Here is a 13,483-nt window from a genome sequence, read left to right as displayed (position 1 = left end):
GATCGTCTGACGCGATACGACGCGAAAATCCGCCTCCAAGGTGCGTCACGCGCTTCGCGCCTTACGCGAGCCTCGCGCTTCCGATTTCACCCCGGGTCCGGTGGGAACCCTCCTCCAGGAAGAGACGTTTCAGATAGGGATTGAGGAAGCGTCCCTCCGGGTCCAGTTGCTCGCGCACGCGCTGGAAGTCATCCCAGCGGGGATACAGGTGTTTCAGTGTCTCCGCCGTCTGGGTGTGCAGCTTGCCCCAGTGCGGCCGGCCGCCGTGGTTGCGGAAGATGGCCTCCGCGCCGGAGAAGTAGGGCTCCAGCGGCATGCCCCGGTATTGATGCACCGCGATGAACGCGCGGTCCCCGCCGTGCGCCGGGCTGAGGAACACGTCGTCGCCGCGCACGAAGCGGTACTCCACCGGGAAGTGCACGGGCAGTTGCTCGCGCGTGATGTATTCGGACAGCTCGCGCAGGCAGTCAGGCCCTCGCTCCACCGGCACGGCGTATTCCATCTCCTGGAAGCGCACGAGCCGCGGCGTGGCGAACAGCGTGTGGCTCTGCCCCGCCAGCACGCCTTCCGACGCCAGCTTCGCCGACAGCCGGCTCACCGGCGCGCACCACGCAGGCCGCATCCGGCACGCACGGCTCACCGCGCCGAAGACCGCGTTCTCCATCACCATCTCACTGAACCAGCGCCCCATGCCCACCCCGTGCGGGGTCTCGTCCGTGAGGTCCATCGCCTTCGTCATCACGCGGTCGGAGTGCGGGAACCAGAAGAACTCGTAGTGCCGGTGGCGCGCCCGCGCTTCATCCAATCCCGCCAGGCACTCCTCCAGCCCCAGGTTCCGCCGCGTCAGCCGCAGCCGGTACTCCGGCAGCAAGCGCAGCCGCACCCGCGTCACCACGCCCAGCGCGCCCAGGGACACCCGCGCGGCCTGGAGCAACTCCGGCGACGTGTCCTCCGAGCACGTCACCTCGTCCCCGCTCGCCGTGACGAGCGTCATCTCCGCCGCCTGCGTGGAGAGGATGCCCAGTCCCACGCCCGTGCCGTGCGTGCCCGTGCCCAGCGCGCCGCCCAGCGACTGCTTGTTGATGTCGCCCAGGTTCTCCATCGCGAGCCGGTGCGACGCGAGCAGCGTCCCCAGTTCGCGCAGGCTCGTGCCCGCCCACACCACGGCCTCGCGCGTGCGGTCGTCCACGGACACCAGGCCCCGCAGCGCTTCGAGCGACACCATCGTCTCGTCCGTCGCGCACAGCGGCGGGAACGAGTGGCCGCTGCCCACCACGCGCACGGTGCGCGATTGAGCGCTGGCGTCGCGGAGCGCGGCCTTCAGGGCGTCCACGGAGTCCGGCTGGAGGAAACCGGAGGGATGGGCCACCACCCCGCCGGACCAGTTGCGCCACGTCTTCGTCTTCGCCGCCTCGGTCGTCATGCCGTCACCCCCATTCGCCCCGGTAGGTCGGGACCTCTTCCACGACGCGGCCGCCGGAGATGAGCAGCAGCGTGCGGAAGTGCTCACACACCTCGCCCGCCTTCGCGTGCCGGAAGAACACCGGCGCGCCCAGGGGCAGCGGCACCGGCCCCGCGTACGCGATGGGCGTCTGTACCTCGCCCGCGCCCTCCAGCGGGAGGAGCTTCGCGCCCTCGGGAAGGTAGGGCACGGGCAGCTTGTCCACGCCCGCCGAGCCGGAGGCCACGAAGCCTCCCCCCTGCAGCGTGAAGAGGCCCGGGCCGGGACGTCGCGTGACGGGGATGGCGAACGCCACCGCGGGCTGATGGTGGAAGCCGCGATAGCCGTCGAAGAGCGCGGGCGAGTACAGGCCGCTGCCCGCGGTGAGCTCCGTGACGCTCGCGTCCTCGCGCGTGGACTCCAGGCTGCCGGTGCCACCGCCGTTCACGAAGCGCGGCGCGAACCCCGCTTCCTTCAGCGCGGCCACCACCGCCTGCCTGCGCGAGTGCACGCGGCCCACCGAGCCCCGCTTGAGCGCGCGGATGACCACGTTCTTCGGCCCCGCGTGCGGCGCGGCGTCCGGCACACCCGCGAGCTGCGCCTCGTAGCCCATGACGCCCGCGAGGAACACGGCGTCCCCTTCCGCCGCGATGCTCCGGGCCACCACCAGCGCGTCCTCCGGCGAGCGCACCGGCGAGCGGTGCACCCCGAAGCGCAGGCCCGGCAGGTCGACGGACAGGTCCACGTCCAGGCACAGCGGCGCTCGCGTCCCATGCCGGCGGGCCGCGCGGGCGGCGAGCGCCACGTGTTCCACCGAGTCCACCATCAGCGTCACGGGCGCTGGCGGCCGGCACAGCTCCGCCAGGGCCTCGGCATCCACGACGGGGTAGCCCATGAGCAGGTCGGTAAAGCCGCGCTCACGCAGGTGCACGGCCTCGTCGGCGCTGAAGCACATGAGGCCCTGGAAGCCGGGATGCCCGTCGAGCACGCGCCGCAGCAGCGCGACGCACCGCACCGACTTCGTGGCCACCCGCACCGGCAACCCTCCCGCGCGCCGCACCAACGCCGCCGCGTTTTCGTTCAGCAGGTCCAGGTCCGCGAAGGCCAGGGGCAGCCTCCGTCCCTCCAGCGCCTGGGCGTAGTAGGCGTAATCACGCGGCATGTCAGTGCCTCCGGGCGCGGACATCATCGCCGCGCCCCCTCGGGTCCGGAGCATGATGGCACCGGGCGCGTGGGGTGGTGGACAGGCAGGGAGAGGAGCCGCAAAAGGGGCAGCGCGCCGGACATCCCTGGGGGAACGCCCGGCGCGCGCACACGCGGATACTTCGACTCCTAGGTCGGCCCACCCCCCCGGAAGGGCACGTGACGCCATGGTGCCGTCAGCCGAAAGTCATTTCTATTGAGGAAATCACGCGAGTCCCAAACGACTCGGGGGGCAGGAAATCACTTCCGACCTGGACAGGCGGAAGAAGCACTGATTCCACTCCCGACCTCACAAGTCTTCCAATTGTCCCCAACGGCTATAGTAAGAAAATCGTGATTGATTTGATTTCCGAGGACCAACGTCTCTTGCAGGAGTTGGAGGGCCTGCTGGAGGGATTGGAGCCCGGCTCCGAGGCCCTGCCGACGGTCCTCGCCGCGCTCCGAAGCGCCCTGCGCGCGGAGCGGACGGCGGCCTACGGCGTGGACGTGGGCCCAGACCGCTATCACACGGCATTCGTTCACGGCGTCGGCTTCCCGCAGCCGCCCTCCATCCTGTCCGAGGCCTTCGACGCGTCGCTGCCGCCGGCGGGGAGCCGCTTCGGGTACTTCGATCCCGCGCGTCCGCCGCTGGCCCAGCGCAACCGGGCGATGCGCTTCTCGCCCCTGGGAATATCGGAGACGCTGCGGGCCCTGCCCATCACCGGCGAGGGCGAGGGCCCTCTGTGGGAGCGGCTGGGATTGAGCGAGGCGGAGTGGGAGCACGCGCGGACGCAGCTGGCCGGGTATGCCTTCAATCTCTATCGGCAATTGGGATTGGAGCAGTTCGCGCAACTGCGGGTGCTGGTGTGTGAAGGCGATATGATGCTGGGTTGGGTGGGCGCCTTCCGGGCCGAGCCCTTCACGGAGCGGGAGCAGCGGCTGTTGCAGGCGCTGACGCCCGCCATCCAGCGGCGGATGGCCATGGACCGGCGGCTGCGCGAGGCGGGCCTCTTGGGGCCGGCCCTGGGCGCGGCGCTGGAGGTGCTGGGGCGGCCCGCATGGGTCGTCACGTTCAGCGGCCGGGTGATGCACGCGAACAAGGCGGGTCAGGCGCGGTGGGAGCAGGACTCGCAGGCGCTGGCGACGCAGGTGCGCGAGTGTCTGCGAAGCCCCCCGGGCGCGGGGCCGCTGTTCTCCTCCGGGCCACTGCGCACGCAGGGGCTGCCTGACCACTACCTGGTGCTGGACCCCGGACCGCCGATGGATCCGACCTCGCGCCTGCCGGTGCTGACCCAGCGCTGGGGGCTCACCGCGCGCGAGGCGCAGGTGCTGGAGCACGTGGTGCAAGGGGAGACGAACAAGGCCATCGCCCTGCACCTGGGCTGCGCCGAGCGCACGGTGGAGGTGCACGTCACGCACCTCTTGAACAAGGCACAGGTGGAGAGCCGCTCCGCGCTCATCTCGCGCTTCTTCCAGTCCTGATGGGCCGGTGGGCACTGCCCGGCGCATGACTAGGATGGAGGGATGGACGACGTGCTCTTGAGGAAGGCGCTGGCCCGCGCCGACGCGGCGGTGGCGAAGGGGCCACACGCGCTGGCGGCGGATGGCCAGCGCCGCACGCTGCACGTGGCGATGGGAGACCCGCAGGCGGACTTCGACCGGGTGCTGTCCATCCTGTCGCTGCACGGGCTGCTGGACGAAGAGGGAGGGCTGCGGCCAGACGTGTGCCTGGTCTCCGTGGGCGACCACTTCGACTGGGGTCCCGCGGCGGACCGGGAGCGCGTGGCCCGAAGCGCGCTCCGGCTGGTGGCGTGGCTCGCGTCCCATCCGGCGGACCAGGCGGTGATGCTCCTGGGCAACCACGACCTGGGCCGCGTGGGAGAGCTGGCGGACTTCACCGATGCGACGTTCCGCGCCGCGCAGGTGGAGGCGGACCGCGTCTATGCGGGGGACGACACCGACGCGGCGGCGGAGCGGGACTTCCTCCAGCGCTGGCCTGGATTGCCTACGGCGGAGCTGGCGGCGCGGGACTTCAGCACCTGGACCGAGGAGCAGCGCGCGTGGGTGGAGTATCTGCTGCGCGCACGGCGCTTCCGCGTGGCGCATGCGGCCGGGGATTCGCTGCTGGTGCTGCACGCGGGTGTCACTCGCGAGGACCTGGGAGTCGTAGGGCTCGAGCCCGAGCGATGGGGGGATGCGCGCGCGGTGGCGGAGGCGCTCAACGGCGTGATGGACCGGGCGGTGGCCGGGTGGAAGGGCGGGCCGCTCGTGTTGCCAGGACTGCACCATCCGGGCACTGCGAAGGATGGCGAGGGCGTGGGCATCTTCTACCAGCGGCCCAGCCTGGCCGCGGAGGACGAGGAGCGCGTGCAGGGGACGCCTCGTCGCAGGTTTGATCCCCGGCGGTTGCCGCTCGGGCTGACCCAGGTCGTGGGCCACACGCGGGACAAGCGGGTGCGGGAGCTGGTGTCCCCCGGTCCCGTGCGAGATGGAGTGCTGCGCCACCTGGTGACGGACGGGGCGCGGGTGGACTATGCGCACGGCCCGCCGCCAGTGACGGGCGCGGGTGAGGCGGTGATGGTGTTCACCGACGGCGCCATGCGCGAGGGCCGCGCGGAGGACTTCGAGCTGCTCGACCTGGACGCGCGTCGCGCGGTGCCGCTGGCTCGGTGAACGTTCGCGCGTGCCTCATGCGGGGCGCGCGCGAAGGCTCGTGCTTCTGTTACGGCGCCGCACCAGGGACGGCGGCCGGGGTCTTGAGCCCGGCGAGCTTCTTCTCCAGCGACTCCACCTGACGCGGGGACACCTGCGCGGCGGGCAGCGTCTTCGCGAAGGTCAGCGCCTCCTCCAGCGTCTTCACCGCGCCCGCGGAGTCCTTGCGCGCGACCTGGATGTCCGCGCGGCCGGAGAGCACGGACAGCCGCCGCGCTCCCTGCACTCGCGCCAGCGCCCGGTCGTTCGCTGCGAGCGCGTCGTCCAGCCGGCCCGACAGGCGGTACAGCGTCGCGAGCCGCGCGGGTGGATTGTAGTCCTGGGGCAGGTCCTTCTCGCTCTGTTCGAGCGCGGGGATGGCCCGCTGCGGCTGCTCCAGCGTCATCGCCGCGAGCATTCGGTGCGAGTCGAACACGCTGCGCGCCTCGGGGTTCGGCGCCTTCGCGGCCTCGCCCTCCAGGAACATCAGCCACTCCTGGGCCACCTGCTTCGCGCCCGCGGTGTCCTTGTCCTGCTTGCGCGCCTCCACCAGCACTTCGTACAGGCCGGAGCGGTCATCCGCTTCCATGTCGATGGCCGGCGGCGCGAGCACCTCACGCGCCTTCGCCTCCAGCGCGTGCCGCAGGTCCGCCGCCTCGGGCGTGCCTTCCGGGATGGCCAGCGCGCAGCCGAGGCCATTGAGGACGCCGTTGGCCAGGCTGAGCGAGCGCGGCACCCTCGGCAGCTCCACGACCGCCTTCCGCGCGCAGTCCTCGTACTGCTTCGCTCCGTACTGCGCCATCAGCAGCGACTCCAGCGCGCGACCCCGGCGGGACCAGTCCGCGGGAGCCTCCGCGAGCGCGAGCGACAGGGCCTCGGCGGCCTCCGCGGGCTTGCGCTCTCCGTAGAGGGCATCACCGCGGGCGAGCAGCGCTTCCGCGCCGGTGGCACCGCCCTGGTAGGCGCGCTCGCCGTCCTCGAAGAGGCGCTCCAGCTGCGGCACCGTCGCGCTGCCGGCGAAGCGCAGCAGGGCCTTCTCCTCGCGCGGGTCGATGATGAAGAAGGTGGGCCAGAACTCGACCGGGTACTTCTCTTGGAACGTCGCGTTCTGGGTCAGGTCGGTGTTGAGCTCCAGCCACACGAAGCGGTCCGCGTGCTTCGCCAGCGCCTTGTCCGTGAAGACATACGCGCGCATGGAGCGGCACGTGTGGCACCACGGCGCCCAGGTGTCGACGAACAGGGGCACGCCCTTCGCCTTCGCGTCCGCGAGCGCGCGGGCGTAGTCATCCGGGATGAAGGGCAGCGGGCCTTCGGCATGGGCCTCGGCGGACGCGGGCGCATTGGCGTTCGTGGCCGTGCAGGCGATGGACCCCGACAGGAGCAGGCAGGCGAGGAGGGAGCGCATGCGGCGCACCCTATCGCGCCTCTCCAGGGGTGTCCCCGGTGGACAGTGTACGCACACTGCGCTGGGCACCACGCCGCGTGCGTGCTGTCTTGCACATGGCCCCTTATGCCCATGAAGGACCCTCGCGCCCTGCGCACCGCCCTCGCGTCCGCCCTGGACGCCCTGCCCGCCTCCGAGCGCTTCCCCGACAGCGGTGACGCCGACGTGGCCCGCCGCCTGGCTGAACGCCTGCGCCGCGACCTGCTGCCCCGCCTGGGCTCCGGCGCCGAGGATGCGCCGCTGCTCCTCGTGGCCATCGCCGGCCCCAACAACGTCGGGAAGTCCACCCTCTTCAACGCGCTGGCGAAGGCGTCCCTGTCCCCCGCGCGTCCCGAGGGCGGACTCACCAAGCAGTGCCTGGCCGCTGCGAATCAAGAGACGTGGACGGGCGCGCTGAAGGACGTGCTCACCCAGCGCTACGACATCATCCCGGTGGCCGACGGCACCGTGGCGCCCGTGGACGAGCCCGGGCCTGCCGGCCGGCTGTACCTGGTGCTGTCGGATGCCGTACCGCGCGGACTGCTGGTGATGGACACGCCGGACTTCGACAGCGTGTACCGCGACAACCGCGAGCGGGCGGAGGCCCTGCTCGTCACGGTGGACGTGCTGGTGTTCGTGGTGAGCCGGCAGACGTACCAGAACGCGGCGCTGGTGGACTTCCTGCGCGCCGCGGTGGGCCACGGCAAGCCGTACCTGCTCGTCTACAACGAGGCCACGCGCGAGGAGGTGGCGCGCGGCCACCTGGACAAGCTGGCCCAGGACGTGGGCCATCCGCCCATCGCGCGATACCTGGCGCCGCACCAGCCGGAGGTGGAGGCGGGGCTGAAGCCGCTGGCCACGGAGGCGCTGGATGGACGGCCGCCGCTCGCCGCGCTGCTGGGACAGGCGGAACATGCGCGCGAGTTGAAGGCACGGGCGCTGGAGGCTTCGCTGTCGGATGCGCGCTCGGAGCTGGACGCGGTGGCGCGAGCGGCGACCCGCGCGGCCCGTGAGCCGGAACGACTGCGGCAGCGGCTGCGGCACGACCTGCAAGGCATTGGCGCGCAGGCGGCGCTGAAGGCCGTGCCCGCGGACGTGCTCGTGGATGCGTTCCGCGACGAGTTGGATGCGCGCAGCACCTTCCACCGCTTTGTGCGCCTGCCGTTCCGCGGGCTGGCCACGGCGCTCTCGTTCGTGAGCCGCAAGGTGCGTGACTCCTTCACCGGCCCCCGGCCGAATGAGGCGCTGCCCACGCAGGCGGTGGATGACTCGCTGAAGGACGGGCTGCGCAGGCTGGTGGACGCCTTCGCGCCGGAAGTGGCCGCGTGGCGAGGGGACGCGGAGACGCGGGAGAAGCTGGAGCAGTCCTTCGGGCCCGCGATGCTCGGACGGCTGGATGCACCGCTGGACCTGGGCGCGCTGCACGCGCACGCGGCGGACCGGGCCACGCTGTATGACTTCTGCCGCCAGCTGGTGGGCAGCGAGCTGCAGGGCGGCATGCGCGAGGAGCTGCTCCAGGCGCTCACCACGCTGGTGTACTCGGTGCCGTCCGGGGCGGCGGCGGTGGTGACGGTGGCCACCGGCGGCCTGGGCCATGACGCGGTGGTGTGGGCGGGGACGCTCCTGTCCACTCCGCTGCTGGAGCGCTTCGTGGATCTGCTGGGCGCCCAGGTGCGCGCGACGGTGACGCGCAAGTGGGCGGACGCGCACGGGGCCACGCTGGCGCAGGCCATGGAGAAGCGCTTCTTCGCGGAGCTGTTGTCCCACCTGGACGCCCAGGCGGAAGGCTGGCTGCGCACCGCCTCCACCCTGGAGACGGCACGGCGGGCGGCGGAGTAGGCGGCCGGTTCCTGACAGGGTCCCGCCTCCGCGATGGCGGCGAGACTTCGTGCCTCGTCGCCACCGATGCGTCATGCTGGGTCCGCCATGACCGGTCCGGGCCCGGAGGCGGGTTCTCCTCTCATCCTGTCGTTCCGTCACCTGCTGACCGAGTCCGTCAGTGCGTTCCTCGACGAGGCGGACATGACGTGTCCGCAGACGGCGGACGCGCTCAGCGAACTGCTGGTGACGCTGTCGCGCTACCGCGAAGAGGGCGCGCTGCTGTTCCCCACCGCGTTCCTGGGTGACGACCTGGGCGCGATGCTGGAGATGCTGGGCGGGCACGACCCGATTCCCCTGGGCTCGGGGCCGCGCAACCGCGACACCATCCAGCGTGCGCTCAAGCAGTGCGCGCCGCTGGGACAGGGGCGCTGGTGGGCGCTGTACCTGCTGCGTGAGCCCTCGGGCCTCACCTACGGCATCTTCCGGACGGATCCGTTCCCCCTGGCGGAGACTCCGCTGGAGCGCCTGCGGCACGCGCCGGACCGGGGCGCACGGGTGGTGGGCGTGTTGCAGCTCGCGGACAACATCATCGAGCTGCGCGGAGGCGGCGGGCTGTGCCGGCACGTGTACCTGTCCGGCGCGCGCGTCGACCTGGAGCCGCCCTCCGCGGTGCTGGACGCGCTGGCGAGCGCGGTGACCGAGCAGGTCCTGCCCTCCAGCCGCGAGTACGCGCGGGGCTTCTTCCGGCGGGTGCTGTTCGAGGTGATGCAGTCCTCGCACGGCACGCTGGTGGCGGTGCTGCCCCGCGAGCGCGCGGGTTCAGCGCTGTTCGTGGACGGCATCCTGTTGCCCCGGCCCATGGACGTGGTGGCGTTGCTGGACCGGCACCACGCGACCCAGGACGGCAGCGCGGCGTCAGCGGTGCGGGCGGCCGCGCAGCTCTTGCGCGGCATGATGGCCACCGACGGCATCACCGTGCTGCGCGCGGACGGGTGCATCCTCGGGTACAACGTCTTCGTGCGTCACCCGGAGACCCTGGCGCGGCAGCCGGGCTTCTTCGGTGGAGCCCGGCGGCGGACGTTCGAGGTGCTGTGCGCGGCCCTGGGGAACGAACTCGCCGCGGCGTTCATCCGCTCGCAGGACGGGGACGTCGCGTGCCGTCGCGCGTGACGGTTTCCTGTTTTGCGCGCTGTCCGGATTGATGGCGGCCCTGAGGGACAGAGGACCCTGCAGGTCGCATTCAGGCACTGGGACTCGGGACGTGGGCGGAAGGTTGAGAACGTCAACTTAATCTGTAAGGCTGCGCGCGCTTTGCGCACAGCTCCCCTCCCGCTCCGCGCGTACGCCGCGCTGTCCCTGCTCGCCGTGTGCCTCGCGAGCGCGCCTGCCGTGGCACAGAAGCTGCCGGCCGTCGTGGTGACGGGGGCACCCGCGGCGCCCTCTCCGGTCAACGATGTCGGCACAGGGCTCTGCATGGCGTCCAACGTGTGGACGCGCACCGCGGCGGAGTATCCGCAAAGTCAGTCGCTCTATACGGACGTCCTGAATGCATACATGGAGGAGAACCGCGGTACGCGCATGACCTCCGTGCTGCGCTCCGCGTTCGACCTGTCGAACAACCTGAACGACGGTCGCATCCTGAGCTACGGCGACTTCGTCAACTACGTCTCGGGCTGCGCGCAGGGCGGCTGCCCCTTCCACTACAACGATCCGAACACGCGGTTCGTCTCTCGCTTTCGCGGCTACCTGAACGTCACCCCGGCCATGGTCGGGCGGGTCCTGCACTTCGGATTCTACGCCGACGACGCCATCAGCTTCGTCCTGTTCGACAAGGCCAGCACGCGCTACGACGTGGTCATCCGGCCACCGGAGCTCGGTGCAGCAACACGACGCACCACCAACTCCGTCACCTTCACCCAGTCCGGCCTCTATCCCGTTGAGCTGCTCTACGTCGAAATCGTGGAGCACGCGGCGCTGGAGTTCGCGGTCTTCGATGGACCGTTCACGGACTTCGACCGTCCCGCGAACGTTCCCCCAGTCGTCCCGCTCAACTCCGCTGCCGCTCCATTCTCCCTGGTCCAGCCCACACAGCTGTTCCAGACCGAAACCGGCCGGCCGTCGTTCCCGGACAACCTGGACCAGTGCGTCCAGTGCAACCGCCAGTTCGCGAATCAGCCCGGCAATGGCAGTTGTGGTTCGTCCTACTACTGCAACTCCGCTGCGCTCTGCGCGCCCTGTGACACGAACCTCCTTTGCGGAGACACGTGCACGCCGTGCGGACCAACCGCGCCCATCTGCGCCGAGGTCAACGGCCAGTTCACCTGCGTCGCTTGCACCCAGAACAGTGACTGCGCCACGGGCCGCTGCGACACCACCACCAACGTGTGCACCGGCTGCGTCCGCGACTCCGACTGCGGCTCCGGCCAGGTCTGCGACGAGCCGAACTTCACCTGCGTCCAGTGCACCTCCGACGCGGAGTGCCCCGGCAGCCAGGTCTGCGACCTCACCGCGAGCACCTGCGTCGAGTGCAACAAAGACACCCAATGCGATCGCGGTGAGAGCTGCTCCAACAACGTCTGCACGCCTTGCAACACCAACGACGCCTGCGCCGGCAACTCCTGCAACTGCTGCCCCAATGGCACCCAGTGCGCCGCACCCACTCCCGGCGCCCCGCCCTCCTGCGTCGAGTGCACCACCGACAGCCAGTGCTCCAACGGCCAGCGCTGCGACACCCTGAACGGCGCCTGCGTCGACAGCGTCGCCGAGTGCAACACCTCCGACCGCTGCGGCCCCGGCTGCTCCAAGTGCCCCGGTGAGCGCCCCTACTGTCTCGACGGCGAGGTCTGCGTCCAGTGCCGCAACGACCTGGAATGCGGCGACGGCCAGACCTGCGTCAGCGGTGAATGCAGCTCCTGCACCACCGACAAGCGCTGCGGCCCGCGCTGCGACTCGTGCGGCGAGGGCGCTCCGTTCTGCCTCTCCGACGGCACCGCGCAGAACAGCGTGTGCGTGGGCTGCGTCAACGACACCGACTGCGGCAGCGGCAAGTGCGACCCCACCACCCGCACCTGCACCAACACCGGCGCCTGCGCCGTGACGTGCGAGCAGGGGCGCGTGTGCGACGGCTCCACGTGCGTCGAGTGCTTCGCCGATGCCCACTGCCCCTGCGGCGGCACCTGCGACCTGACTTCCAACACCTGCCTCGAAACCTGCGCCGACAGCGGCGACTGCCTGGGCGTCGAGTTCTGCTCCGCCGAAACCCAGCAGTGCGAACGCGGCCGCCGCAAACCCGGCACTGAACCCCAGGGCGGCGCCTTCTGCTGCGGCACCACCGCCGAGGACACCCCCACCGGCAGCACCGCCATGCTGGTCACCCTCGCCCTGGGCTTCCTCTTCCTGCGCTCCACTCGCCGCGTCCGATGAAGCCCTCCCGCGCGCCGCTCCTCCCGCTGCTGCTGGCCCTCGCGCTGTCCACCGCCGCCCACGCCGCGCCGGATCCGCGCTTCAACATCCAGGTCTTCCGCCCGTCCGGCGCGCCGCAGGACCTGGTGATGGTCACCCAGTCCCGGCCCCTGTCCCACCTGTCCGTCGCCGCCGGGCCCTACTTCAGCTACTCCCTCAACCCGCTCTCCCTCGTCCCCAAGGACGGTGACCTGGGCTCCATCAGCCTCGTGGGCAACCGGCTCCAGCTGGATGTCATGGCCACGGTGGGCCTCTTCGACTGGTTCGAGGTCGGCGTGGACATGCCGCTCGTGCTCCTACAGGGCGGCCAGAACCTGGAGGTCATCGGCACCGAAGGGCCCGTGGAGAGCTTCGCCCTGGGCGACCTCCGCCTCATGGGCAAGGTGGCCATCCCCGGCTTCCGCCGCTCCGCGGAGGGCCACGGCTGGGGCGCGTCACTCACGCTCAACGTCAGCTTCCCCACCGGCGTGCAGGAGGCCTTCGCGGGCGACGGCGAGCTCACCTGGGCGCCGGGCCTGGTGCTCGACTACCGCTTCGAGTCCGGCATCCTCCTCGCCTTCAACGGCGGCTTCTGGAAGCGGCCGGACGTCATCTTCAGCGGCACGCAGCTGGGCGACATGGCGCCGTTCGGCCTGGGCACGGAGGTGCCCCTCTTGCGCGGCAGCGGCATCACCGCGCTCGGCATGGTGAACGGCGCGTTCGGCCTCAAGAAGGCTCCGGGCCAGGAGCGGCAGATTCCCGCGGAGCTGCTCATCGGCCTGCGTTGGTACAGCTCGCTGGGCGTCACCTTCACCTTCGGCGGTGGCCTGGGCTGCGGCTGCTCGCTGGCGTCGCCGAACCTGAGCTTCTTCACGTCCATCATCTGGGTGCCCGCAAAGACGCGCGAGTGGGAGGCCATCGAGCGCTTCAAGGAGCCGCCCGAGCCGCCCCCGCCGCCCGTGGACCCCGACAACGATGGCGTCATCGGTGAGCGCGACCGCTGCCCCAACCTCGCGGGCCCGGTGGAGAACAGCGGCTGCCCGGACACCGACGCGGACTCCGACGGCGTGGTGGACCGCATCGACAAGTGCCCGGACGTCCCGCAGGGCAAGCGCGGCCGTGACGGCTGTCCGCTCGCGCGCACGTCGGGGAACAAGATCGTCATCCTGGAGCAGGTGAACTTCGCCACCGACCAGGACGTCATCCTCTCCGAGTCCTATCCGGTGCTGGAGGAGGTCGCGCGGGTGATGGAGGAGAACCCGAAGATGGACCGCATCCTCATCGAGGGTCACACCGACTCGCGCGCCAGCGACCAGTACAACCTGGAGCTGTCCAAGCGCCGTGCCGCCAGCGTGAAGCGCTTCCTCATCGAGACCGGCGTCGCCGCGGAGCGCGTGTGCTCGCAGGGCTACGGGCGCAGCATGCCCCTGGCCGACAACGCCACGGAGGAGGGCATGGCCCTCAACCGCCGCGTGGAGTTCACC

At 71.0% G+C, this 13,483-nt stretch carries 9 protein-coding genes; 6 read left to right on the top strand and 3 right to left on the bottom strand.

Going from position 1 to position 13,483, the window contains the following annotated elements:
• Positions 1 to 61 precede the first annotated feature (61 nt).
• Both D7Y11_RS03805 and D7Y11_RS03800 read right to left on the bottom strand, forming a co-directional pair.
• Positions 62 to 1,423, bottom strand: a complete 1,362-nt coding sequence (locus D7Y11_RS03805) for a D-arabinono-1,4-lactone oxidase (protein WP_120597391.1) — start codon at positions 1,421 to 1,423, stop codon at positions 62 to 64.
• Between the two features lie 4 nt (positions 1,424 to 1,427).
• On the bottom strand, positions 1,428 to 2,603 hold the full coding sequence (locus D7Y11_RS03800; RefSeq protein WP_120574825.1) for an amino acid deaminase/aldolase: 1,176 nt from the start codon (positions 2,601 to 2,603) through the stop codon (positions 1,428 to 1,430).
• 374 nt (positions 2,604 to 2,977) lie between these two features.
• Here D7Y11_RS03800 and D7Y11_RS03795 point away from each other — a divergent pair, with 374 nt between their 5' ends.
• Positions 2,978 to 4,105, top strand: coding sequence for a LuxR family transcriptional regulator (locus tag D7Y11_RS03795; RefSeq protein WP_120574824.1), 1,128 nt, complete (start codon positions 2,978 to 2,980; stop codon positions 4,103 to 4,105).
• Between the two features lie 42 nt (positions 4,106 to 4,147).
• Positions 4,148 to 5,296, top strand: a complete 1,149-nt coding sequence (locus tag D7Y11_RS03790; protein WP_126933041.1) for a metallophosphoesterase — start codon at positions 4,148 to 4,150, stop codon at positions 5,294 to 5,296.
• Between the two features lie 49 nt (positions 5,297 to 5,345).
• Here the strand turns inward: D7Y11_RS03790 and D7Y11_RS03785 are convergent, their stop codons facing one another.
• Positions 5,346 to 6,719: a thioredoxin family protein gene (locus tag D7Y11_RS03785; protein ID WP_121751970.1), complete on the bottom strand. Its 1,374-nt coding sequence runs from the start codon at positions 6,717 to 6,719 to the stop codon at positions 5,346 to 5,348.
• A gap of 111 nt (positions 6,720 to 6,830) precedes the next feature.
• Between D7Y11_RS03785 and D7Y11_RS03780 the strand changes: the two genes are divergently transcribed.
• The 4 genes from D7Y11_RS03780 to traB all read left to right on the top strand — a co-directional run.
• On the top strand, positions 6,831 to 8,576 hold the full coding sequence (locus tag D7Y11_RS03780; protein ID WP_120574853.1) for a GTPase: 1,746 nt from the start codon (positions 6,831 to 6,833) through the stop codon (positions 8,574 to 8,576).
• An 87-nt stretch (positions 8,577 to 8,663) separates the two neighbouring features.
• Positions 8,664 to 9,728 (top strand): hypothetical protein, encoded by a 1,065-nt coding sequence (locus tag D7Y11_RS03775; protein ID WP_120574821.1) that lies wholly within the window; start codon positions 8,664 to 8,666, stop codon positions 9,726 to 9,728.
• Positions 9,729 to 9,869: 141 nt separating this feature from the next.
• Positions 9,870 to 11,981, top strand: a complete 2,112-nt coding sequence (gene traA, locus D7Y11_RS03770) for an outer membrane exchange protein TraA (RefSeq protein ID WP_233607188.1) — start codon at positions 9,870 to 9,872, stop codon at positions 11,979 to 11,981.
• On the top strand, positions 11,978 to 13,483 hold a 1,506-nt coding region (gene traB / locus D7Y11_RS03765; protein WP_148139193.1), incomplete at its 3' end, for an outer membrane exchange protein TraB. The genes traA and traB, both read left to right, overlap by 4 nt.

This window comes from Corallococcus sp. AB018 (assembly GCF_003986945.1).
GTDB lineage: Bacteria > Myxococcota > Myxococcia > Myxococcales > Myxococcaceae > Corallococcus > Corallococcus exiguus.
This window is presented reverse-complemented; position numbering and strand designations above follow the sequence as displayed.

Excerpts from the sequence above, each read along its gene's own strand:
- D7Y11_RS03805 (WP_120597391.1), bottom strand. The coding sequence starts at position 1,423 with ATGACGACCGAGGCGGCGAAGACGAAGACGTGGCGCAACTGGTCCGGC.
- D7Y11_RS03800 (WP_120574825.1), bottom strand. The coding sequence starts at position 2,603 with ATGCCGCGTGATTACGCCTACTACGCCCAGGCGCTGGAGGGACGGAGG.
- D7Y11_RS03790 (WP_126933041.1), top strand. The coding sequence starts at position 4,148 with ATGGACGACGTGCTCTTGAGGAAGGCGCTGGCCCGCGCCGACGCGGCG.
- D7Y11_RS03785 (WP_121751970.1), bottom strand. The coding sequence starts at position 6,719 with ATGCGCTCCCTCCTCGCCTGCCTGCTCCTGTCGGGGTCCATCGCCTGC.
- D7Y11_RS03780 (WP_120574853.1), top strand. The coding sequence starts at position 6,831 with ATGAAGGACCCTCGCGCCCTGCGCACCGCCCTCGCGTCCGCCCTGGAC.
- D7Y11_RS03775 (WP_120574821.1), top strand. The coding sequence starts at position 8,664 with ATGACCGGTCCGGGCCCGGAGGCGGGTTCTCCTCTCATCCTGTCGTTC.